The organism is Salipiger sp. ABF4_146, from assembly GCF_056161345.1.
This window is the reverse complement of the sequence record NZ_JBSWYX010000006.1, coordinates 218716-242318: the sequence shown is the minus strand read 5'-3', so window position 1 is coordinate 242318 and position 23603 is coordinate 218716. Positions and strand designations below refer to the sequence as shown.

Here is a 23603-nt window from a genome sequence, read left to right as displayed (position 1 = left end):
CAACGCCGCGCAACATCTCAGCTTGGCGGTTGGAGTCCGGCTTTGCGCAGGCGCCGCAGGATGGTCGAGCGATTGACCCCAAGGCGGCGCGCGGCGCGTGCCATGTTCCAGCCGCAGGCCTCCATCACCTGCTCAAGCTGCTCCTCGGCATCCGGCGGCGCGGGCGGACTATCGACGGGCGCGGGCAGGTCGGGAAGGTCGATCACCCGCCCGTCACAGAGCGCGATGGCGACGTCGAGCACCTGCTCCAACTCGCGCAGGTTGCCGGGCCACGGACGGCCAAGCAGCGCCGCTCGCGCAGAGGGTGACAGCCGCATGTCCTCGGGTGCGCGCCGGTGCAGCACTCGGTCGAGCAGCCAGCCAAGATCGCGGCGCTGGCGCAGCGAGGGCAGCCGCAGGGTGGCGCCGGCCAGCCGGTGGAACAGCGGGCGGGACAGCGCCAGCGCGGCGGGATCGGCGCAGGTCGTCACGATCGGGCGCAGGCCCTGAGCGCCATCCACAATGGCGGTCAGCGATGGCGCCGTGGCGGCGGGCAGGTCCTCGATGCGGCGCAGGACAAGGGTGGTGGGGCCGGTCAGCGCGGCAGTGGCCTCTCGCAGCGCGTCGGGCGACAGTCCGGCGCAGTCGAGCGACAGGAACCCATTGGCCGTGCCGACCATGTGGATCGCGTGCGCCAGCTTGGTCTTGCCGGTGCCGGTGGCGCCGGTGATCAGCAACGGCACCGAGGTGCGCGCCAGCTTCGCCGCCTGTGCCAGCACCTGTGCCATCGCCGGGTCGTCTCCGGACAGACCGGCGAGCGGGCCGCCACGGCGGCTGCTACGCGGCGCGGTGCGCGGCGTCTGCGGTGCGATGGCGTGGCCGAACAGCGCTCCGCCGTCCCGCATCTCGATGATCCGCTCCTCTGTGGGGCGGTCGCGCATCAGGTCGGGCAGATCATCGACGCTCAGCCCCAGCACCTCGTCGATGCGCCGGCCGATCACCTCGTCGCCCTCGGGAAACAGCCGCCGCGCGGCGCGCGTGTAGCCGAGCACACGGCCCGCGCCATCAAGACGCACCGCCGCCTCGGGATCGACGTCGAGGAACTCGGGACTGGCCGAGAGGCGCAGCACCCAGTCGCGGCGGCTCTCGGCCATGAGGTTGGCCATCTCGACCCGCCGCGCGGCATTGGTCACAAGGCTCATGGCAAGGTTCTGGCTGCGTTTCGGCGCGGGCGAGCGCAGCAGCGAGATGTCGAGCACCGCCGCAAGACCGCCGAGACTGTCGAAGATCGGCGCGGCGGTGCAACTGAGCGTGGTGTGTGCATTGCCGAAGTGGTCGTCCTGATGCACCGTGACCGGCTCTTGCGTCACAATGCAGGCACCGACACCGCAGGTTCCGGCAAGGCTTTCGGACCAGTTCGAGCCTAGGTAGAGTCCGGCGGCCCGCAGGTCGTCGACGAACAGATCATCTCCGAAAAAGTCGACGCAGACTCCCTTGGCATCGGTGAGCAGCAGCACGTAGTTCTGCCCCGCAACCTGCCGGAACAGGCTTTGCAGGCTCGACCGTGCGGCGCCGATCATCCATTCGGCCTGCTTGCGATGATCGCGCAGTTCACTCTCGGTCACGATGTGCGCGGGGTCGCGGCGCATCGGATCCATGCCGTAAAGCTCGACGCACCTCCGCCAAGAGGCCGAGACGAACCCGTCCCGCCCGGTCTGCGAGCCGCCCAAGACCTGCTCGATCTCGTCGACATGTTGCTGGTCACGCATCGCTCCCCCTTTCCGACGCGCCGAGGGTAGCACAGAGCGCGTGGCGGGATAGCTCAGACTTTTGTTGGTTCGTGCGGCGGGTGGTTTTCTGCCCCGCGTGCGGCAGGGTATCCACTCTCACGCCTTTGCATATGTCTTCTGTGCGGCCCCGTCCCGGATGGGGTGCCACGCGCAAGCAGCTCTCAGTCGCCGCGCTCACCTCGTCTCGGTCGGGCAGAGACTGATGAACTTTGCCAGCCACGGGTCCCGCGGAACCATCTGCCATGCTCTCCCACCTATCCAGCTTGGCCCAGCCGCTTGAGCAGGTCCCGCAACTTGTGCGCGTCGCGTTTCCCGAGGCGCTGCTCAAGCGCGGCCTCGTAGTCCTGCGCCGCCCGCGACAGATGCCGGAAGGCCTCCTGGCCGGGCGGGCGCAATGACAGCCGTTCGCTGCGCCGATCATCCGCGCTGGTGACCCGCGAGAGGAACCGCTTCTCTTCCAGCGCTCTGACCGCGCGCGAGACCTTGGTCTTGTGGATAGAGGCGCTTTGCGAGATCTCCTTGGCGCTCATGTCACCGTGCCGGCCAAGGTGGAACAGCACCCGCCATTCGGTGCGCAGCATGCCGTAGCGGTCGCGGTACTTTCTTGAAAACACATCGCTCTGCGCCTCGGCAGCCTGGTTCAGCAGGTAAGGCGTGAAGTTGAAAAGCTCAAAAGAGTCATGGTGTTCGCTGTGCTGTGCCATTTTTTTGATCACGCTGAGAATCCCCCTTGTTAGTTACAAAAGTAACTAACAACATGTCATCAATACGTCGAGGGAGGACTTCGCAGATGAACGAGCTGAGCAAGATCTCGGGCCTGACGCGTGCGGCGGGGATCAGTGCGCTGCACGAGGGCTACATGCCCGGTTTCGGCAATGATTTCGAAACCGAGGCGCTGCCGGGCGCGCTGCCCGACGGGATGAACTCGCCGCAACGCTGCGCCTACGGGCTTTATGGCGAGCAGCTCTCTGGCACCGCCTTCACCGCGCCGAGCCACCAGAACGAGCGCACCTGGTGCTACCGCATCCGCCCGGCGGTGAAACATGTCGGCCGCTTCGCGAAGATCGACGTGCCCTATTGGCAGAGCGCGCCCAACGTCGATCCCGATGTGATCAGCCTCGGCCAATACCGCTGGGATCCGGTGCCGCATGCGCAGGAAAGCCTGACCTGGCTCACCGGCATGCGCACCATGACCACCGCGGGCGACGTCTACACGCAGGTCGGCATGGCCAGCCACATCTACCTGGTCACCGCCTCGATGGAAGACGAGTACTTCTTCTCTGCCGACAGCGAGCTTTTGGTGGTGCCGCAGGAGGGGCGGCTGCGCTTTTGCACCGAGCTTGGGGTGATCGACCTTGAGCCCAAGGAGATTGCCATCCTGCCGCGCGGGCTGGTCTACCGGGTCGAGCTGATCGACGGGCCGGCACGCGGCTTTGTCTGCGAGAACTACGGCCAGAAGTTCGACCTGCCGGGGCGCGGCCCGATCGGCGCCAATTGCATGGCCAACCGCCGCGACTTCAAGGCGCCGGTGGCGGCCTTCGAGGACCGCGAGGCCCGCAGTCGCGTGGTGATCAAGTGGCAGGGGCAGTTCCACGAGACCTGGATCGACCACTCGCCGCTCGACGTGGTGGCCTGGCATGGCAATTACGCGCCGGTGAAATACGATCTGCGCACCTATTGCCCGGTCGGCGCGATCCTCTTCGATCACCCCGACCCGTCGATCTTCACCGTGCTGACCGCGCCCTCGGGCGTTGAGGGCACCGCCAATATCGACTTCGTGCTGTTCCGCGAGCGCTGGATGGTGGCCGAGAACACCTTCCGCCCGCCGTGGTACCACAAGAACGTCATGTCCGAGATGATGGGCAATATCTACGGCGAATACGACGCCAAGCCGCAGGGCTTCGTGCCGGGCGGCATGAGCCTGCACAACATGATGCTGCCGCACGGGCCGGACAACGAGGCCTTCGAGAAGGCCAGCTTCGGCGAACTGACGCCGGGCAAGCTCGACGACACGATGAGCTTCATGTTCGAGACCCGCTTCCCGCAGCACCTGACGCGCTTTGCCGCGACCGAGGCGCCACTGCAGGACGATTACATCGATTGCTGGGACAGCCTGAAGAAGCGTTTCGACGGCACGCCCGAGGGCAACTGGGACTGAGCCGCCGCGTGCAAGGGGGAGGGGGCGCTGCCCCCTCTTGGCCTGCGGCCAATTCACCCCCGGCGTATTTCAAAAGAGAAGAAGGGCCGCGGCCCCGGAAGGAAGAGAATGAGCTTGATGCAGAGCTGGGTCGGCGGGGCGAATGCGCCCGGCTGCGATTTCCCGCTGAACAACCTGCCCTACGGGGTGTTCGATGATGGGAGCGCGCCGGGCGCCGGCCGCGGCCCGCGCATGGGTGTGGCGATCGGGGCGTTCGTGCTTGACGTGGGCGCGGTGGATCACGGGCTGGACCCGGCGCTTTTTGCCGCGCCGTCGTGGAACGCGGTGATGGCGGCGGGGCCGGAAGTCTGGGCGGCGCTGCGCGCGCGGCTGACCGAACTGCTGGGCGACGCGGCGCATCGCGCCGCCGTCGAGCCGCATCTGGTGCCGCTGGAGAGCGTGTCGCTGCTGATGCCCTTCACGGTCAGCGAATACACCGATTTCTACGCCGCCAAGAACCACGCGTTCAACGTCGGCTCGATGTTCCGAGGCCCCGAGAACGCGCTCCCGGCGAACTGGCTGTCGATCCCCATCGGCTACAACGGGCGGGCGTCTTCGGTGGTGGTCTCGGGCAGCGAGGTGCGCCGGCCCTGGGGGCAGCTGAAGCTGCCCGAGGCCGAGTTGCCGGTGTTCGAGCCCTGCCGCCGCTTCGATCTGGAGCTGGAGATGGGCGCGATCGTCGGCACGCCGTCGCAGGGCATGGTCTCGGTGGCGCAGGCGGATGAGATGATCTTCGGCTACGTGCTGCTCAACGACTGGTCGGCGCGCGACATCCAGGCCTGGGAGTACCAGCCGCTCGGACCGTTCCAGTCGAAGGCCACCGCCACCACGATCAGCCCGTGGATCGTCACCGCCGCGGCGCTGGCGCCGTTCCGCACCTCGACGCCGGAGCGCGAGCGCGAACTGCTGCCCTACCTGCGCGAGCCGGGGCCGATGCTCTACGACATCGATCTCGAGGTGGCGCTGACCCCCGAGGGCGGCGCGGAGAGCGTGATCTCGCGCACCAACTATGCCGAGATGTACTACTCCGCCGCGCAGCAGCTGTGCCACCACACCAGCAGCGGCTGCGCCATGCGCACGGGCGATCTGCTGGGCTCGGGAACAATCTCGGGTGCGACGCCCGGCAGCCGCGGCTCGCTGCTGGAGATGAGCTGGGGCGGCAAGGCGCCGGTCGAGCTGCCCGGCGGCGCGACGCGCAGCTTCCTCGAGGATGGCGACACTCTGACCCTGCGCGGCGCGGCGCAGGGCGACGGCTACCGCATCGGCTTCGGCGCAAGCACGGGCAAGGTTCTGCCCGCCGTGCCGCAGCCCGACTGGACAAAAGACTGAGGCAGGAGACCCCGACCATGACCGATACCCAGACCGCCACCAAAGCCAAGGCCTTTGCCTCGCAGGGCGACATGGAAGAGAAGACGATCAGCTTCACGCAAGTGGGCGAGGGGCTCTATGCCTTCACCGCCGAGGGCGACCCCAACACCGGCGTCATCATCGGCGACGAAAGCGTGATGATCGTCGAGGCGCAGGCTACCCCGCGGCTGGCGCGCAAGGTCATCGAGTGCGTGCGCTCGGTCACCGACAAGCCGATCAGCCATCTGGTGCTGACGCATTACCATGCGGTGCGGGTGCTTGGAGCCTCGGCCTATGGCGCGCGCGAGATCATCATGTCCGACACCGCCGCCGCCATGGTGGAGGAGCGCGGGCAGGAGGATTGGGACAGCGAGTTCGGCCGCTTCCCGCGGCTCTTCCAGGGCCATGAGGAAATCCCCGGCCTGACCCGCCCCACGACAACCTTCAGCGATCGGATGACTGTCTATCTCGGCAAGCGCCGGGTCGACATCATGCACCTTGGCCGCGCCCATACCGCCGGCGACGCGGTGATCTGGGTGCCCGACCAGGAGGTGATGTTCACCGGCGACATCGTCGAGTTCCACTCGGCCTGCTACTGCGGCGACGGTCACTTTAACGACTGGCCCGAGACGCTGGCCAATATCGCCGCCTTCGAGCCCAAGGCCATCGCGCCGGGCCGCGGCGATGCGCTGGTGGGCGCGGCGCAGGTGGCGCAGGCGCTGGAAAGCACCGCCGATTTCGTGCGCTCGACCTACAAGCCCGTCGCCCGTGTCGTGGCCCGCGGCGGCACGCTCAAGGAAGCCTGGGACGCGGTGCGCGCCGAGTGCGACCCGAAGTTCGCCGACTACGCGATCTACGAGCATTGCCTGCCGTTCAACGTCGGTCGCGCCTACGACGAGGCCCGCGGCATCGACACCCCCCGCGTCTGGACCGCCGAGCGCGATCAGCAGATGTGGGCCGACCTGCAGGGCTGAGCCGGTCCGGGGTCTGCCCGGAGCGCAAGCACCGCAGGATCATCGCGCGGCCCGGAGGAGGAACCCGGCCGCGCGCGACAGGGAGGAGAAAACATGCCCGCATACAGCTATGCCCCGCAGCCCTTTGTGCGCCCGCCGGAGCTTGACGGCGGCACAACCGGCGCGCCGGTCGCCATTGTCGGGGCTGGCCCGATTGGCCTTGCCATGGCGATCGACCTTGCGCTGCACGGCATCCGCTCGGTGGTGCTGGACGACAACAACGTGGTCTCGGTCGGCAGCCGCGCGATCTGCTGGGCCAAGCGGACGTTGGAGATCTTCGACCGGCTGGGCGTCGGCGAGCGGATGCTCGACAAGGGTGTGACATGGAAGGTCGGACGGCTGTTCCATGGCGACGAGGAGGTCTACAGCTTCGACCTGCTGCCCGAGGATGGGCACAAATACCCGGCCTTCATCAACCTTCAGCAGTATTACGTCGAGGAGTACCTGCTTGAGCGCGCCCGCGCGTTCCCCGATCTGATCGATATCCGTTTTCTGTCGAAGGTGGTGGATCATGCCGCCCGCGCGGATGGCGTGTCGCTGACGGTCGAGACGCCCGAGGGCGGCTATCAGTTGGAGGCAGAGTGGCTGCTGGCCTGCGACGGCGCAAAGTCGGCAACTCGCGAACGTATGGGGCTTGCCTTCGCCGGCCAGACCTTCGAGGAGCAGTTCCTCATCGCCGACATCGAGATGGACGAAAGCCCCTTCGCGCAGGGCACTGCAGAGCGCTGGTTCTGGTTCGACCCGACCTTCCATCCCGGCAAGTCGGCGCTGCTGCACCAGCAGCCCGACAATATCTACCGCATCGACCTGCAACTCGATCTGGGCGCGGATGCCAAGCTCGAGGCCAGCGAAAAGAAGGTTATTCCGCGGATCAAGGCGATCGTCGGCGACCGGCCGTTCCGGCTCGACTGGCTGTCGGTCTACAAGTTCCGCTGCATCAAGCTGGACCGGTTCGTGCATGGCCGGGTGGTCTTTGTCGGCGACAGCGCCCATGTGGTCAGCCCGTTCGGCGCGCGCGGCGGCAACGGCGGCATTCAGGACGTGGACAACCTTGGCTGGAAGCTGGCCGCTGTGCTGCGGGGCGAGGCCGAGGAGGCGCTGATCGAGAGCTACCACGAGGAGCGCAGCCACGGCTCGGCGGAGAACATCCTCAACTCCTCGCGCTCGACCAATTTCATGACACCGAAGACGGCAATCGAGGCGCTGTTCCGCCGCGAGACGCTGCGCATGGCGCATGACCAGCCCTTCGCCCGGCGGCTGATCAACTCGGGCCGCCTGTCGCTGCCCTGTTCGCTGGAAGGTTTTGCGCTGCAGACGCCGGGCGAGGGGCCGGTGCGCCCCGGTCAGCCGATGATCGATGCGCCGGTGGGCAACGGTTGGCTGCTGCCGCTGCTGCAGGGGGCGTTCACGTTGGTCGGGTTCGGCGAGATCGCGCTGCCGGATGTGGGCGTGCGGCGGGTCGGCATCGGTCAGCGCGGGCAGGACTATGCCACGCATGACGACCGCGGCGGTTATGCGCTGCAGCGCTACGGCACTGGTCTCGCCTATCTGGTGCGGCCCGACGGTCACGCGGCGGCGGTGTTCCATGGCGCGGTGCCGGAGGCCGATCTGAAAGAGGCGCTGGCCCGCGCCATGGGAAACACCTGCGAAAGGGAGATGGCCTGATGCGCGAGACCTTTGAGATGGGCCTCGGCGCCCGCGGCGACGAGGCCTACGAGGCGCTGATGGCCGCCCACGAGGGGCTGGACGAGGCGCAGAGCCATGCGCTCAACGTGCGCATCGTGCTGCTGCTGGCCAATCGCCTCGGCGACGTCGACGAACTGAAGAAAATCTTCAAGACGGCGCGCTCCTATGCCTGAGGCGGTGCTCTACGACTACTGGCGCTCGACCGCGAGTTGGCGGCTGCGCATCGCGTTGAACCTCGCGGGGCTCGACTGGCAGAGCCGCCCGGTCGATCTGCTGGCCGGGGATCATCGCGGCGCGGCGCATCTGGCGCGCAACCCGCAGGGGCTGGTGCCGGTGCTGGAGATCGACGGGCTGCGGCTGACGCAGAGCCTTGCGATCCTCGACTACCTCGAGGACACCGGGCGGCTGTCCCTGCGCCCCTCGGACCCGGCGCAGGCGGCGCGAATGCGGGGCATTGCGCAGGCCATTGCCTGCGACTTGCACCCGGTCTGCAACCTGCGCGTCGCGGCCCATGCCGCCGCGCTTACCGGACGGCAAGACACCCGCGCCGCGTGGATGCGCCATTTCATCCGCCCCGGGCTCGAGGCGCTCGAGGCGCTGCTGGATGACACGGGGCCCTATTGCATGGGCGCCGATCTGAGCCAAGCCGACCTGTGCCTGATCCCGCAACTCTACAACGCCGCACGCTGGGGCGTGGAGACGGACGACCTGCCGCGTATCACCCGCGTGGCGCAGGCCTGCGCCTGGCTGACTGCCTTCCGCCGCGCCGCGCCCGAGGCGATGCAGCCCGCCCCGGGCTGAAAGGTCACTGCAAAGTTCACCGGGTCCGGGCGGAGGAGCCCGCGGCCCCGTAAGGGAGGAAACCCATGACGTTCAAATCCAAATTGAAAAACACCGGCCTCGCAACCCTCGCCCTGCTGGCGATGTCGGGCGTGGCGCAGGCGGCAGACGTGCGGCTGGCGCTATCGAGCTGGCTGCCGCCGCGCCACCCGATCGTGGTCAACGCGATCAAGCCGTGGGCCGAGAAGGTCGAGGAGGTGACCGAGGGGCGGGTCTCGGTGCGCGTGCTCGGCAAGCCTCTGGGCAGCCCGCCGGCGCACTTCGACATGGCGCGCGACGGGGTGGCCGACATCACCTATGGGCTGCACAGCTTCACGCAGGACGATCGCTTCGCCGGCTCGCAGCTGGGACAGTTCTCGTTCCTCGGCGATGACGCGGTGGCCGCGTCGAAGGCGTTTTGGACCGTCTACACCGAGGATCTGAACGCGCGCGAGGAACACGCCGGCACGCATCTTCTGGGGCTGTTCATGCACGGGCCGGGCCTGCTGCACAACAATCAGCGCAAGATCGAGACCCCTGCCGATTTGGAGGGGCAGAAGATCCGCGTGCCCGGTGGCTACATCGCCGGGCTGACAGAGGATCTGGGCGCGACGCCGCTCTTCATGTCCTCGCCCGAGGTCTACGAGAAGCTTTCGCGCGGGGTGATCGACGGGGTCGCCTTCACCTACGAGGCGCTGACCGCCTTCAAGCTGACCGGCGACATCAAATACTCGATGACCGTGCCCGGCGGGCTCTACAACACCAGCTGGTTTCTGGTGATGGACGAGGACAAATGGACCGAGATCTCGCCCGAGGATCAGCAGGCGATCGATGCGATCTCCGGCGCGGCCTTCGCCGAGATGGTGGGGCAGGCGTGGAACGACGCCGACGACGCGGCGAAGGAAAAGATCGATGCAGCCGGGATCGAGCTTTACGCCGCCTCTGCGCCGGTGATCGAGGCGGTGAAGACCGCCGCCGCGCAGCATGAGACCGCATGGGCGGAAGGTCTGCCCGAGGGCGAGGACGGTGCCGCGGCGCTGGCGCGCTTCCGCGAGATGACCGGCGTCGACATGTCGGCCACGCAATGATCGCGCAGCGACTGGAAACACTCCTTCTGGGGCTGGCAGCGATTTTGCTGCTGGCCCTGATGGCGGTGACCGGGATCGACGTGGTGGGGCGCTATCTGCTCAACGCGCCGCTCTCGGGGGCCTTCGAGATGACCGAGCTTATACTCGGCGCGCTGGTCTTCGTGGCGCTGCCGCTGGTCAGCCGCGCCGGGGCACATGTCGAGGTCGACCTTCTGGTGGATGCGCTGCCGCGCCCGGTGAAGCGGGCTCTGGGGCTCTTCGCCGCCATGGTCTCGGCCTTGGTGCTGTGCTGGTTCGCATGGACCCTCTTCGGCCTTATGCTCGATCAGTGGCACGAGGGCGCGCGCTCGGTTTCGCTGGGCGTGCCGCTCGCCCCCTTTGCCGCGCTGGGGGGCGTCGCCTGCCTCGCCTCGGCGCTTTTCGGACTGCTGCGAGAATTTTCCCATGACTGAATCCGTAGTCGCCATCGTCATCCTGCTGGCGCTGGTCTTCGCCCGCGTGCCCATCGCCTTTGCCATGGCGCTGGTCGGCGGCGTCGGCTTCGCTTGGCTGCGCGGCTGGCAGCCCGCCGGGTCGATGGTCGGTGCCGCGGTCTTCGAGACCGGGCTGAGCTACTCGCTCTCGGTGGTGCCGCTGTTCATCTTCATGGGCAACGTGCTGGCCGGGTCTGGCATCGCGCAGGGGCTGTTTGCCGGGGCCGACCGGGTGTTCGGCCGGATGCGCGGCGGTCTGGCACTGGCGGCGGTGCTCTCCTGCGGCGGCTTTTCGGCGGTCTCGGGCTCGTCGCTGGCCACCGCCGCCACCATGAGTCGCGTCGCCATGCCTCCCATGCGCCGCTTCGGATATGCCGACAGCCTCGCCGCCGGCTCGATCGCCGCGGGGGGCACGCTGGGCATTCTCATTCCCCCCTCGGTGATCATGATCATCTATGGCCTGCTGACCGAGAGCGACATCGGCAAGCTGTTCATCGCCGGACTGCTGCCCGGGGCCATCGGTATCGTCTTCTACCTGATCGCGGTGATGATCGCGGTGCGCCTTGATCCCTCGCTCGCGCCCGAGGCGGGGTCCTCGCAGCCGATGAGCCGCCGCGACAAGCTGGGCGTGGCCGGGACGCTGGGGCTGTTCGTGTTCATCATGGTCGGCATCTACGGTGGCTTTTTCACGCCGATCGAGGCCGCGGGCATGGGGGCCATCGCCTCGCTGGCACTGGCGCTGGCGATGCGGGCGCTCGACTGGCGGGGCTTTGTCTCGGCCTGCCGTGAGACGGTGCTGGCCTCGGCGATGATCTTCGCGATCATCATCGGCGCCGAGATCTTCTCGGCCTTCGTCAATTTCGCCGGACTGCCCGCCGCGCTGGTCGACATGATCTATGATGCCGAGGTGAACCCTTGGACAGTGGTCTGGATCATGGTCGGCATCTACCTGCTGATGGGCTGCGTCTTTGAGAGCCTGTCGATGATCCTGCTGACCGTGCCGGTGTTCTACCCGATCATCGCACAGCTCGATTTCGGCAGCGGGCCGCTGGCCGATCCCGAGAACCTGCTGATCTGGTTCGCCGTCGTCGTCGTGGTGGTCACCGAGGTCAGCCTGATCACCCCGCCGGTGGGGATGAACGTCTTCGTGCTGCGCTCGGTGATGCCGGACATACCGCTTGCGACGATCTTCAAGGGCATCATCCCGTTCTGGCTGGCAGACCTCGTGCGGCTGGCGCTGCTGGTGCTGGTGCCGTGGATTTCGCTATGTCTGCTGTGAAAGCCATTTCGGAACGGAGCGATATGACCGATCATCCCAACCTTGCCAGCACCGACCGCTCGCTGCCCTTCGCCCTGATCCGGGCCCGCGAGACCATGCTGCGCGAGCTGCGCCCGATGCTGGCCGAGGCCGGTGTCACCGAGCCGCAGTGGCGCATCCTGCGCGTGCTCATCGAAAGTGGCCCCTGCTCGGTGCAGGGGCTGGCCAAGGCCGCTTGTCTGCAGCCTGCCTCGGTCTCGCGCATCCTGCAGTCGATGGTCGAGCGCGCGTTGGTCGAAAGGGCACAGGACCGCGCGAACCGCCGCCGGCAGGTGGTCTCGGTAACGGGCGAGGGCCGGGCCCTGGTGGCAAGGTTCACCCCGGTGTCACGCGGGATCACCGACGCCTTTGCCGAGCGCTTCGGCACCGAGCGCTACGAGCGACTGGTCATTCTGCTTGATGCCTTCATATCGGAGTGTGACGCGCCTTTGACCGACGGCCCTTTGACCAATGAGATGTGATCTTGCTCTGCCCCCCGACGCTGGGCCCCGGAACAGGAGTTTCGGGGCTGCTTTCACGATGTCGGGCGGGTGAGGTCATCGCAACCGGGGCGGTGTATTTGATCGCACCAAGGCGTCTGTCTTCTTTGTCGCGCCTACGCCATGATCCCGATCCTTTTGCGCGCCGCGGCACGGTTCATGAACCCGTGCGCGCTCAGGCATCCGGTCCGGAGCGTGCTGTTGAAGGCGGCGTTGCTGTGTTAATCTGCGACAGGTCGAAGTGTCCCGCACCTTTGTTCCGGCTTCGGGCAATGGCCGCGATGTCGGCGGTCTGATGGTCCGGGCCTCGTGACATGACCGGCGTCCCAAAGGCCTTGAGACAGGTCTTTCGCGCCGCAAACCGACGTCGACCGCGATATCCCGCCCATCGTTTCCAGAGTGCCGGGCCAAATGACAAGTGAAGGGCGGCGCGCAGGCCCTCATCGCGGCCAGTTGCGGCAGGTCAGTCGTCCTTTCGGGCGCGCCCAGTGATGATGTCCCGAGAGGTGGTGTAGCTCACCGCGGGTCTCGCGCTTTCGAGCGCGCCGAGCTGGTCAGCCTGCCGTTCTTCTGGCTGTCCTGGGTCCAGCCAGGACCAAGTTTCACCCTACGCACCATCGCCGCCGTGCTGAGGATCTCCGCAACCTCTCCGATGCTCGGGTCGCTGATCCGCTTCGAGGCGCTGCCGCTTGTGCAGGCAGCCGTGCTCGCAGGCTCCTGCTGCGCCGTCGGGGGATCGCGCTGTCTCGACATGGCGCCTCTGCTGGCGGCCTCGGCATCCTTGCGCTGATCGTCGGGGAAAGGACTTGCTTCCGCACCGGTTGGTTCCAGATTTGTTTCGACTTGGTGGTTTTCACTCTCTCGCTTCTGGTCCTGCCGCTCGAAAGCGTCCTGATCTCTTGCGCCGCCGCCGTGGTCCTCAACTTTATCATCGCCTGGAATTTCCATATTTCGCAGGCGGCTCCCGCCGCATAAAGCGCGCGCGAGACCGCTCAACGCGAGGAAGATCGCGCGCTGCCGGATTACGGACCGCGTTCGGCGCGCCGCCCGCCGCCGGTTTCGTGGAGACGAAGACAAGATCGTAACCATGTCTCTGGAACGGGCATGGAGGAGGTAAAGCTGCAGCAGGCAGAGCCTCGCGAAACGCCGCCGAAGACGGATGCTGAAAAGTACCGCAGACCGCTCGAGAGCCGCGTTGCGAAGTTTCCAGCGGCAAGTACGGATATTACATAATGACGATTATAGGAGCATCTCCTGTAAGCGGGGCACATTCTAAACTGCGTTGCGACAACTCCCCTATCTTGCTGGAAAGCAAGGAGAACGGATGATGGCGCACACACAAAATTGGACCTTCGTGAACGGTGCAGTATCGAAGACATGCTGCACGCAAAGCTGCCGGTCAGCAGGATTGCCGCGGAACTTGGCCGTCACAGGTCCAGCGTCTGCCGAGAGATCAAGCGCAGTGGCTTTGTCACTGACGCTGATCCGTGAGCGCTACGCCGACTTCGGGCCCACGTTCGCAGCCGAGAAGCTGGAGGAAGACCATGGCCTGAAGGTGTCGCGGGAGACCTTGCGCAAATGGATGCAGGATGCCGGCATCTGGCTGTCCACTGCCCGGCAGGGCATCACGGCACGTGATGTCCCCAGAGGGGCGCAAGCAGCGCAGAGCGTTTCACCAGCCGCGCCGGCGCCGGGACTGCTATGGCGAGCTCGTGCAGATAGACGGCTCTGATCACGCCTGGTTCGAGGAACACGGTCCGGCCTGCACGTTGCTGGCCTTTGTCGACGACGCCACCAGCACGCTGATGCACCTGGAGTTTGTAGCCTCTGAGAGCACCTTCAGCTATTTCGGCGCGCTCGAGCGGTATCTCGCGGCGCACGGCCGGCCCGTGGCCTTTTATTCCGACAAGCACTCGGTGTTCCGTGTCGCCAAGCAAGGAGCGAAGTCGGGCCATGGCATGACCCAGTTCGGTCGGGCGCTGAACGATCTGAACATCGAGATCCTCTGTGCAAACAGCAGCCAGGCAAAGGGCCGCGTCGAGCGCGCGAACCGTACCCTACAGGATCGGCTGGTGAAGGAACTACGGCTGGCGGGCGTCTGCGACATGGCAGCCGGCAACGCGATCCTGCCAAGGTTCTTGGCGCGCCATAATGCGAAGTTCGCCAAGGCGCCGCTACGGGCCGACAACCTGCACCGGTCCCTGAACATGGAACCGGAACGTCTGCGAGAGATCCTGTGCTTCCGCGATGAGCGCTATGTCACCAGGCAATTGGCCTTCTCCTATGAGCGGCAGCGCATCATCCTTGCGGAGAACGACATCACGCGCGCACTGCCTGGCAAGTATGTCGACACCTACGAGTTCCCCGATGGCCGGTTCGAAGTCCGCTGGAAAGGCGTGTCGCTGCCCTACTCCGTGTTCGACAAAGACCAGCGTGTCAGCCATGCCGCGATCACCGAGAACAAGCATCTGAGCGCGGTGCTGGAATACATCAAGGCCGAGCAGGACAAGGCGCCTCCGAAGAAGCGGCGGGCCGGCAAGCAGCGGACCCGCTACGAGCCGACAGGTCGCCGCAACGACGGCTGGAACTCGCTGGCAGCGCGCCAGGCAAAGGCGCGGGCCGCAGCCCCCCCCGGAATGACGCTGTCGCCGCGTCGCCGCGATGCTAGCCTCCGCCGCGAGCGCGTGAGTGAGCGAATGAGCGAGGCAGGCACATGGCAGGCAATACAGAGCCGGAGATCATCTTCTCGAACCTGACGCAGGACGTGGTGATCGACGGCCACCGCTTCACCGTGGAGATTTACCGAACCTCAGACGATCCTTCGTGGATCCTGTCAGTGGAGAACGCCTTCGGGACGCTGACGATCTTGGACAACCCTCCATATTTCGCCGACGGCCTTGCCTGGCGCGCCTTCGAGAAGCTCCTCGACGAGCAAGGTTTCCGTGCCTTCTACAGCGCAAAGGAGCGCCGCAAGCTCCGGCTCTGAACGCATGGCCGATCAGGGCTGCAATATGTGGGGTCTTCGCCCTGCCCGGCCATGCTTCTCCACCCTCGGTGAGACATTTCTGGTTTGCGCAGCCGAGGACATTTCAACTTGGTTGCAACATGCTGTTGTAGCGGGAGCGCGCTACCCTCAAGTGCGACTCCCATTAGAAAACAGATGGTTATCTAATGGAGAGAGTCGGTCATGGGAGCGGTGTACGCGCAACTGAGCGTCAAGGAACGTGTCCAGATCGAACGCTGCAAGCTGGCAAAGGTCCCCGTCCGGGAGATGGCGTGCGTGCTGCAGCGCTCGAAAGCCACCATTTACCGCGAGATCAAGCGGAACTGGTTCAGCGATGAGTGCCTGCCGGGCTATGATGGCGACTATGGCGCCGCTGCGCATCGGCAGGCCACCGATCGGCGCGCCCGCCAGCGCAAGCTGATCCGGCATCCGCAGCTTCGAAATCAGGTCGTCGAGCGGATCAAGAACGGCCCCCTCTCGGCAGCATGCTGCGCATGCGCCTGCCGGTCGACGGGACCCCCGAGCAGATCGGCAACCGGTTGATCCACGAAGGTGCGACGCTCCGGGTCTGCCAGGAGACCATCTACCGGTACATCTCCTCGAAGGAAGGCATGGCGCAGGAGCTCTGGTGGTACCTGCCCGAGCACCGCAGGGCCCGCCGGCCACGTCGCGCCCGCAAGCGCCGCGCGCCAAAATTCGACTGTGATGTCAGTATCCTGTTCTGCCCGGACGACGTGGCGCACCGCAGGGAATTCGGCCATTGGGAGGGAGATTTGATGCTGTTCAAACAATCGCTTGGCCAGACAACGTCACCACTCTTGTCGAACGCGTCAGCCGCTTCACCGTGCTGCTGAAGAACGCCAACAGGCGCACGAAACCGGTCATGCATTGCCCGGCAGGCAATTGCGAAGCAATCTGCCGAGAGGGACAAGATCGTGAAAGCAGTGCGGGATCTGTCCATGTCGGGCCGCAGGTCGATCACCTTCGACCGCGGCACGGAATTCGTGTCATGGCCGCACCTGCAAGTTCAGCTCGGAACCCAAACGTGGTTCTGGGACCCCTCCTCGCCCTGGCAGAAAGGCACTGCCCTGAACACCAACCGCCGGTTCCGCCGCTGGCTTCCAAGGCAGCGTGACATCCCGGCCATGACGGAGCTCGAGCTGAAGCAGCTCTGCGACCAGCTCAACAACACGCCCCGCAAATGCCTCGGCTGGAGGACCCCGGCCGAGGTCTTCCGCGAAAAGATGATGGAGGAAATCGGCCGCCGCTCTTACCGTCGCAGGTAATGGGAGTCGCGCCGCAAGTAGCGCACACACCCTCAGTTCAAAGCTGCCGCCCTGCATGGGCTCAAGGCTGGCTGTCCACCGCAGAGATGCTCCGGGCCGCTCACCCGTGAAGCGACAAAAATCTAGGGGTCAAGAAGATAGCCCGGTTCGATGACAGCGTGAGGGCAAAGCAGCGATGTTCTCGTCTTTCGTACTGCATCAGCCCTCGCTTATGTGTGAAATCCCAGAAGGTTGTTCACCCTCGCGGGGTTCGGGTGCCATCGCCAAACTCCAGCTCGGGACCCGCAAGGATGAACACCCCGCATCAGAATGCTCGCCGCACTGTCTATGCTCGAGAACAGATCGCCGTCCGCCACGCCGCCCCTCAGCGGGGCGTGGCAAAGAACGTGAGCAGGTTCTCAAGCGCCAGCCGCGCCATCGCGTCGCGGGTTTCCTGCGTGCCCGAGGCGTGGTGGGGGTAGCAGGTCACATTGGCCAGCCGGATCAGCCGCGGGTCGGGTGTCGGCTCGTTTTCGAAGACATCGAGACCCGCCGCGCCCAGCTGTCCCGAGGTGAGCGCCGCGACGAGCGCGTCCTCATCCACCACCGAGCCGCGACCGACGTTGACCAGCACGCCCTCCGGACCAAGCGCCTCCAGCACCGCCCCTCCGACAAGATGCCGTGTCGCGGCGCCGCCGGGCAGGCAGATGACCAGTTCATCGGACCAGCGTGCAAGATCGGTCAGCTCGCCGAAATACCGGTGCGCGACGCCGGGCTTCGGGTTTCGCGCGATATAGCCGATTTCTTTGCGGAACCCTGCCGCGCGGCGCGCCACCGCTTGCCCGATGCGGCCAAGGCCGACGATACCGATACGGCCTCCGCTGAAGCTGCGCTGCAACGCATACTCGCCGGCCTCCCAGCCACCGCCCGTGACGTGGGCATGGGCGCGCGGCAGGTCGCGCCGCGCTGCCAGCAGCAGCATCAGCGCGGTGTCGGCAACGTCGTCTTCCAGCGCGGGCGAGACGGTCTCCATGCGGATGCCGCGCCGTGCCAGCTCGGCGGTGTCGATACCCTCGTGCCCGGCGGAAGCGCAGGAGATGAATTCCAGCCCCGGCAGACGTGCCAGAAGCGCCGCGTCGACAGTCTCGCCGCCGTCGGTCACCACAGCACGGACCTTGGCACCGATATCGATCAGCAGCGCCTCGGGGTCGGCTGCACGGTCGAGCCGATGCACGGTGAACCGCGCCTCAAGCTCGGTCTGAACGTCAGGCTGAAGGGCGGTGATGGTCAGGATCTCGGCGGGCATCGGTCTCTCGGTCAGGTCGGAAGAAGGGGGCGCCGCCCCCGGCCAAAGCCGGAGGCGGTATGGTCGCGTCGGCCTTAGCCAGCGCCGACGATGGCCTTGTATTCGAGGAAGTCGGCCAACCCGTAGCGGCCGTACTCGCGGCCGTTGCCGGATTGCTTGAAACCACCGAAGGGGGCGGCGGCATCGAAGTCGGGGTAGTTGAGATGCACGCAGCCGGCGACCAGCTGCCGCGCCATCGCCATCACCCGCGCCTTGTCCTTACCCTGCACATAGGCGGCGAGGCCGTAGACGGTGTCGTTGGCCAGTGCGATGGCCTCGTCTTCGGTCTCGTAGGGCATCATCACCAGCACCGGGCCGAAGACTTCCTCGCGGGCGATCTCCATCTCGGGGGTTACATCGGTGAAGACGGTCGGCGCCACGTAATAGCCCGCCTCAAGCCCCGCCGGCTTGGCGGTGCCGCCGGTGACGGGCCGTGCGCCCGCCGCAATCGCCCGCTCCATCATCGCGGTGACGCGGCCATGTTGCAGTTCACTGACCAGCGGGCCGAGTTCGGTGGCCGGGTCGGTGGGATCGCCGGTCACCATGGCCTCGGCGGTGCGCTTGGCGATCTCGACGGCCTGATCGAACAGCGCCGCGGGCACCAGCATGCGGGTCGGCGCGTCGCACGATTGCCCGGTGTTGAGCATGCAGGAGGTCACGCCGGTGCTGACCGCCTCTTCAAGATCGACGTCGTCGAGCAGGATGTTGGCGGATTTGCCGCCGAGTTCCTGATGCACGCGCTTGACCGTATCTGCGGCAGCCTTCGAAACGGCCGCGCCGGCGCGGGTCGAGCCGGTGAGCGAGACCATGTCGACCTGCGGGTGCGACGAGAGCGCCGCGCCGACCACCGGGCCGTCGCCGTGGATCATGTTGAGCACACCCGCCGGAACGCCGGCCTCATGCATCACCTCGGCAAAGAGGATGGCGTTGAGCGGCGCCACTTCTGACGGTTTCAGCACCATGGTGCAGCCGGCGGCGATGGCCGGGGCGATCTTGCAGGCGATCTGGTTGATCGGCCAGTTCCACGGGGTGATCAGCGCGGTGACACCGATCGCCTCGCGGCAGATCAGCGTGGTGCCCTGCATCTGCTCGAATGAAAAGTCGCGCAGCGCGTCGATCATCGCCTCGAGGTGGGCGGTGCCGGCGGCGGTCTGCTCGGACAGAGAGATCGAGGCAGGCGCACCCATCTCGCGGGTGAGGATCTCGGCAATCTCCGGCTCGCGGCGCTTGTAGACCTCGAGAATGCGCTCGAGCAGCGCGAGGCGCTCTTCGCGCGTGGTGGCGGCGAAGGCGGGGAAGGCACGGCGCGCGGCCGCGACGGCGGTGTCCACGTCCTGCGTGTCGCCCATGGCGATGCGGGCGAAGGGCTGGCCGTCGGCGGGGTTGACCACCTCGCAGCTGTCGCTGCCATGCGGGGCGACCCACTGGCCGTCGATGTAGAAACTGTTGGCGTTGGGGAAGGTCATGTCGGTCATGGTGTCCTCAAATATCTTGAAGTTCAGACGTCGGCGCGCGGCAGCGGCGTCTTGCCCGCGATCATGTCGGCGGCCTTTTCGGCGATCATGATGGTGGGTGCATTGGTGTTGCCGGTGGTGATCGTGGGCATGACCGAGGCATCGACCACGCGCAGCCCCTCGATGCCATGCACGCGCAGCTGCGCGTCGACCACCGCCATCGGATCGGTCTCGGTGCCCATCTTGCAGGTGCCGACTGGATGATAGCCCGAGATGGCGTTGTCCTTGATGTACTCGAGGATCTGCGCATCGGTGGTGCGCTCGGCCCCGGGCGAGACCTCGGCCCCGCGATAGCGTTCGAACGCCGGCTGCTCGCCGATCTCGCGCGCCATGCGAACGCCCTCGATCATCTCGCGGCGGTCCTTTTCCTCGGTCAGATAGCGCGGGTCCATCAGCGGCGCATCGCCCATCTTGCCCGAGGCGAGGGTGATCCGTCCGCGACTGTCGGGACGCATCTGGTTGATGTCGATCTGATAGCCCGCCGAAGCCAGCTTGCGGTGGTTCTCGGGGTCTTCGATCACCAGCATCGGGGTGAAGAAGAACTGGATTTCCGGCGGCACATCCGGGCTCGACGAGCGGAAGGCGCCGGCGCTCCAGAACGGGTGCGCGCCGGGGCCGGTCTTGGTCAGCAGGTAACGCAGGCCAAGGCCCACCGCGCGGTCGATGCGCTGGAACCGGTCGAAGGTCGCCTTCGGGTCGCGCGTTTCGTACTGCACCGGAAGGCCGAGATGGTCCTGCAGGTTTTCGCCCACCCCGGGCAGTGCGTGGCGCAGGTCGATGCCGTGCCGCGAAAGTTCCGCCTCCGGTCCAATGCCCGAGACCATCAGCAGCTGCGGCGAGTTCAGCGCGCCGAGGCAACAGATCACCTCCTTCGCGGCGTGCAGGGTCTGCACCTTGCCCTTGCGCGATACGGTGACGCCGGTGACACGGCTGCCCTCCATCTCGAGCTTCTGCACGTAGGTCGAGGACATCACGGTCAGGTTCTTGCGATGCTGCACCGGGCGGATGTAGGCCGAAGCCGTGTCCGAGCGTTTGCCGTCCGCAACGGAGACGTCATAGAGCCCGACGCCCTGCTGGCGGGCGCCGTTGAAATCCTCGTTGTAGTCCATGCCCGCCTGCTTGGCCGCCTCGAGGAAGGTCAGGTCGATCGGCGCCGCACCGCCCGCGCCGCCGGTCTTCAGCGGGCCGCCGGTGCCGTGATAGGCGTTCTCACCGCGGTGGCTGTGCTCGAGCCGTCGGAAATAGGGCAGCACCTCGGCATAGGACCAGCCTTCCAGCCCCTGCTGGCGCCAGCCGTCGTAATCGGCGGCGTTGCCGCGGATGTAGACCATGCCATTGATCGTCGAGGTGCCGCCGAGCCGCTTGCCGCGCGGCCAGTGCACGCGGCGGCCGTTCATGCCCTCTTGCGGCGTGGTGCGGTAGGACCAGTCAAAGCCCTTCTTGCCGAAGATGAAGCCATTGGCCGTGGGCATCGAGATGAACAGGCTGCCCCGGCCCGAGCCGGCCTCGACCAGCAGCACCTTGCAGGCGGGGTCGGCGCTGAGCCGGTTGGCCAGCACGCAGCCCGCCGAGCCGCCGCCGAGGATGATGTAATCGTAGGTCATGGAACCCTCCGCTCAGTGAGACTTGGCAGGAATGCCCGCGGTGCGGTGGCCGACAAGAAAATCGAAGTCGCAGCCACGATCGGCTTGCAGCACGTGATCCACGTGCAGACGCTGGTAGGCGCGCACGTCGGGGATCACCGGGGTGAAGGCTTCGCGGCGCCGGGCCATCTCCTCGTCGCTGATCTCCAGCGACAGCTGGCGGTTCTCGACGTCGAGCGTGATGTAGTCGCCATCCTCGACCAGCGCGATCGGGCCACCGGCGGCGCCCTCGGGTGCGGTGTGCAGCAGCACCGTGCCGTAGGCGGTGCCCGACATACGCGCATCCGAGATGCGGATCATGTCGGTGATGCCCTTCTTCAGCACCTTCGGCGGCAGACCCATGCTGCCCACCTCTGGCATGCCCGGATACCCTTTCGGCCCGCAGTTGCGCAGCACCATGATGCAGGTCTCGTCGATGTCGAGATCATCATCGAGCACGCGCGTCTCGTAGTCTTCCAGCGTGTCGAAGACCACGGCGCGGCCACGGTGCTGCATCAGATCCGTGCTGGCCGCGCAGCGCTTCAGCACCACACCGCCGGGCGCGAGATTGCCGCGCAGCACCACGATCGAGCCATCCTCGACCACCGGATTGTCGAGCGGGCGGATGACATCCTCGTTGAAGTTCTGCGCCTTGGCGACGTTCTGCGCGATGCTCTTGCCGGTGCAGGTCGGCGCGTCGCCGTCGATGATCCCGGCGTCCGACAGCATCTTCAGCAACGGCGGCAGCCCGCCCGCGTTAAAGAACTCCTCCATCAAGTGCTCGCCGGTCGGCATGATGTTGACCTGCGTGCCAATGCCCGCGCCGAGCCGGTCCCAGTCCTCAAGCTCGAAGTCGAAGCCAAGCCGCCCGGCGATAGCCTGCAGATGGATCACCGCGTTGGTCGAACCGCCGATGGCGGCGTTGACCTTCACGGCGTTCTCGAACGAGCGGCGGTTGAGGAAGGTCGACAGCGGCACGTCCTCTTTCACCAGTTCGACAATCCGCCGTCCAGTCAGCTGGCCAAGCGCAAAGCGGCGCGCGTCGACCGCAGGGATCGCGCCATTTTCCGGCAGCGCCACGCCAAGTGCCTCGGACAGCAGTGCCATGGTCGACGCCGTGCCCATCGTGTTGCACGAGCCCACCGAGCGCGTCAGCCCGGCTTCGGCGTCCATGAACTCGTCAAGGCTGATGTCACCCGCCTTGTAGCTTTCGCTCAGCCGCCAGACGCTGGTGCCCGAGCCGACCGGCTTGCCGCGCACGTTGCCGCTCATCATCGGCCCGCCCGAGATCAGCATGGTCGGCAGATCGCAGCTTGCCGCGCCCATCAGCAGCGCCGGGGTGGTCTTGTCGCAGCCCGCCATCAGCACCACGCCATCGAACGGGTTGCCGTGAATGGTCTCCTCGACGTCCATGCTGACGAGGTTGCGCAGCAGCATCGCCGAGGGGCGCAGGTTGGCCTCTGGCAGCGGCGTGACGTGGAACTCCACGGGCATGCCGCCGGCCTCGTAGATGCCGCGCTTGACGAATTCCGCCAGCTTGTCGAGGTGGCCGTTGCACGACACGAGTTCCGACCAAGTGTTACAGATGCCGATCACCGGACGCCCGTCGAACATGTCTTTCGGGTAGCCAAGGTTCCGCATCCAGCTGCGGTGCATGAAGGCATCGACGTTCGCGCCTTCGTACCATTCGCGCGATCTCAGTTTCTTTTTCTGGCTCATTTCGGCTGTCCCTTTCGGTCCTGCGGGTGCCGAGCACCCGTCTGGGCGCAGGTTCCGCTGCGTGCGGCCCGCCGTTCGGGCGCTGTTTCCCACGGCGCGGCAATTTTTGTCAACAAATAACAGATAACTTTTATCGTCTGGCAAATCCCGAGAATCCTGCTAGGGTCAACGCAGATCACGCCGCATTCGCCCGCCCCTTGCCGGGGGCGGCGCATCCTCTGGTGCGGCCCGACAGACCTGAGGTGGGCATGAGCGAAATCGCCATCGACAAGCGCAGTCTTGAAACCCGCGCGACCGAGATCATCCGCGAGCGCATCCTGCGCGGCGAGATCCGCGCTGGAGATAAAATCATGGAAAACCATCTGGCTGCGGACCTTGGCCTCAGCCGCGGCACCGTGCGCTCGGCGCTGCACCGACTGGTGCAGGAAGAGCTGATCATGCAGGTGCCCTACTCGGGCTGGCGCGTGCCGGAGCTGACCGAGCAGGATGCTTGGGAACTGACCGGCGTGCGCAGCGCCTTCGAGGGGCTGGCCGCCAGACTGGCGGCGGAACAACTCACCGACGAGGGCCGCAGCCAGCTTCAGGCTGCCTACGATCACCTGCTCGCGTGCAGCGAGCGCGGCGAGTTGCAAGAGATCGCCGAGGCCGATCTGGCGCTGCACCGCACGATCATGGCGCTGTCGGGGAACACCCGCCTGCTGCGCTACTTCACCATGGTCGAGCACCAGATCCGCCTGATGATCGCCCAGTCCAACGCCGGCTGGAGCGGCCCGCCGCAAGAGATCGGCATCGGCCATGCACAGCTGGTCGAGGCCATCCTTGCCGGTGACGGCGACGCCGCCGAGCGCTACGGCAAAGCGATCTAACACTCCCCGCCACCCGGCGCCTTCCAAACCAACGCCCCGCACGACCCGCGGCGGCGAACACTCCCCCACGTCCCCGAAA

The 23603-nt window shown here is 66.3% G+C and carries 19 protein-coding genes and 3 pseudogenes; 16 read left to right on the top strand and 6 right to left on the bottom strand.

Annotated elements, in window-relative coordinates:
- Positions 1-17: 17 nt before the first annotated feature.
- Positions 18-1748: a sigma-54-dependent Fis family transcriptional regulator gene (locus tag ACXAJT_RS11085; protein WP_475235258.1), complete on the bottom strand. Its 1731-nt coding sequence runs from the start codon at positions 1746-1748 to the stop codon at positions 18-20.
- 275 nt (positions 1749-2023) lie between these two features.
- The gene (locus ACXAJT_RS11080) at positions 2024-2473 is read right to left on the bottom strand and encodes a MarR family winged helix-turn-helix transcriptional regulator (protein ID WP_475235257.1); all 450 of its coding nucleotides are present in this window, start codon (positions 2471-2473) and stop codon (positions 2024-2026) included.
- Between the two features lie 86 nt (positions 2474-2559).
- Here ACXAJT_RS11080 and hmgA point away from each other — a divergent pair, with 86 nt between their 5' ends.
- The 15 genes and pseudogenes from hmgA (at position 2560) to ACXAJT_RS11005 (ending at position 16479) form a co-directional block, all read left to right on the top strand.
- Positions 2560-3927 (top strand): homogentisate 1,2-dioxygenase, encoded by a 1368-nt coding sequence (hmgA, locus tag ACXAJT_RS11075; protein ID WP_475235256.1) that lies wholly within the window; start codon positions 2560-2562, stop codon positions 3925-3927.
- 108 nt (positions 3928-4035) lie between these two features.
- Entirely contained in the window at positions 4036-5295 is a 1260-nt protein-coding gene (gene fahA / locus ACXAJT_RS11070) for a fumarylacetoacetase (protein WP_475235254.1), read from the top strand.
- A gap of 17 nt (positions 5296-5312) precedes the next feature.
- The gene (locus tag ACXAJT_RS11065) at positions 5313-6287 is read left to right on the top strand and encodes an MBL fold metallo-hydrolase (RefSeq protein ID WP_475235251.1); all 975 of its coding nucleotides are present in this window, start codon (positions 5313-5315) and stop codon (positions 6285-6287) included.
- A gap of 93 nt (positions 6288-6380) precedes the next feature.
- Positions 6381-7991: an FAD-dependent oxidoreductase gene (locus tag ACXAJT_RS11060; protein ID WP_475235249.1), complete on the top strand. Its 1611-nt coding sequence runs from the start codon at positions 6381-6383 to the stop codon at positions 7989-7991.
- Positions 7991-8185, top strand: coding sequence for a DUF2783 domain-containing protein (locus tag ACXAJT_RS11055; protein ID WP_475235248.1), 195 nt, complete (start codon positions 7991-7993; stop codon positions 8183-8185). The genes ACXAJT_RS11060 and ACXAJT_RS11055 overlap by 1 nt, the downstream gene beginning before the upstream one ends.
- Positions 8178-8813 carry a maleylacetoacetate isomerase gene (gene maiA / locus ACXAJT_RS11050; protein WP_475235247.1) on the top strand — a complete coding sequence of 212 codons (636 nt, stop codon included), beginning with the start codon at positions 8178-8180 and terminating at the stop codon, positions 8811-8813. The genes ACXAJT_RS11055 and maiA overlap by 8 nt, the downstream gene beginning before the upstream one ends.
- A 65-nt stretch (positions 8814-8878) precedes the next feature.
- Positions 8879-9919: a TRAP transporter substrate-binding protein gene (locus ACXAJT_RS11045; protein WP_475235246.1), complete on the top strand. Its 1041-nt coding sequence runs from the start codon at positions 8879-8881 to the stop codon at positions 9917-9919.
- Positions 9916-10371, top strand: coding sequence for a TRAP transporter small permease (locus ACXAJT_RS11040; RefSeq protein ID WP_475235244.1), 456 nt, complete (start codon positions 9916-9918; stop codon positions 10369-10371). The genes ACXAJT_RS11045 and ACXAJT_RS11040 overlap by 4 nt, the downstream gene beginning before the upstream one ends.
- Positions 10364-11671, top strand: coding sequence for a TRAP transporter large permease (locus ACXAJT_RS11035; RefSeq protein ID WP_475235242.1), 1308 nt, complete (start codon positions 10364-10366; stop codon positions 11669-11671). The genes ACXAJT_RS11040 and ACXAJT_RS11035 overlap by 8 nt, the downstream gene beginning before the upstream one ends.
- Positions 11659-12171 carry a MarR family transcriptional regulator gene (locus tag ACXAJT_RS11030; RefSeq protein ID WP_475235241.1) on the top strand — a complete coding sequence of 171 codons (513 nt, stop codon included), beginning with the start codon at positions 11659-11661 and terminating at the stop codon, positions 12169-12171. The genes ACXAJT_RS11035 and ACXAJT_RS11030 overlap by 13 nt, the downstream gene beginning before the upstream one ends.
- Positions 12172-12759: 588 nt before the next feature.
- Entirely contained in the window at positions 12760-13164 is a 405-nt protein-coding gene (locus tag ACXAJT_RS11025) for a YitT family protein (protein ID WP_475235357.1), read from the top strand.
- Positions 13165-13521: 357 nt separating this feature from the next.
- Positions 13522-13677 (top strand): annotated as a pseudogene (locus ACXAJT_RS11020) (helix-turn-helix domain-containing protein); the annotation flags it as partial.
- Positions 13604-14804 (top strand): annotated as a pseudogene (locus ACXAJT_RS11015) (ISNCY family transposase); the annotation flags it as partial. The pseudogenes ACXAJT_RS11020 and ACXAJT_RS11015, both read left to right, overlap by 74 nt.
- A 98-nt stretch (positions 14805-14902) precedes the next feature.
- Positions 14903-15175 carry a hypothetical protein gene (locus tag ACXAJT_RS11010; protein WP_206895879.1) on the top strand — a complete coding sequence of 91 codons (273 nt, stop codon included), beginning with the start codon at positions 14903-14905 and terminating at the stop codon, positions 15173-15175.
- A 201-nt stretch (positions 15176-15376) separates the two neighbouring features.
- A pseudogene (locus ACXAJT_RS11005) lies at positions 15377-16479 on the top strand (IS30 family transposase).
- 364 nt (positions 16480-16843) lie between these two features.
- On the opposite strand, the gene ACXAJT_RS11000 reads toward ACXAJT_RS11005, so the two are convergent.
- The 4 genes from ACXAJT_RS11000 to ACXAJT_RS10985 form a co-directional block, all read right to left on the bottom strand.
- Entirely contained in the window at positions 16844-17764 is a 921-nt protein-coding gene (locus tag ACXAJT_RS11000) for a 2-hydroxyacid dehydrogenase (RefSeq protein WP_475235239.1), read from the bottom strand.
- Positions 17765-17838: 74 nt separating this feature from the next.
- A complete protein-coding gene (locus tag ACXAJT_RS10995) occupies positions 17839-19269 on the bottom strand; it encodes an aldehyde dehydrogenase family protein (protein WP_475235355.1) in 1431 nt (476 codons plus the stop codon).
- Between the two features lie 32 nt (positions 19270-19301).
- Entirely contained in the window at positions 19302-20921 is a 1620-nt protein-coding gene (locus ACXAJT_RS10990) for a GMC family oxidoreductase (RefSeq protein ID WP_475235238.1), read from the bottom strand.
- Positions 20922-20933: 12 nt separating this feature from the next.
- A complete protein-coding gene (locus ACXAJT_RS10985) occupies positions 20934-22658 on the bottom strand; it encodes an IlvD/Edd family dehydratase (RefSeq protein ID WP_475235236.1) in 1725 nt (574 codons plus the stop codon).
- A gap of 248 nt (positions 22659-22906) precedes the next feature.
- Here ACXAJT_RS10985 and ACXAJT_RS10980 point away from each other — a divergent pair, with 248 nt between their 5' ends.
- Positions 22907-23524, top strand: coding sequence for a GntR family transcriptional regulator (locus tag ACXAJT_RS10980; protein WP_475235235.1), 618 nt, complete (start codon positions 22907-22909; stop codon positions 23522-23524).
- The last annotated feature ends 79 nt before the right edge of the window (positions 23525-23603 follow it).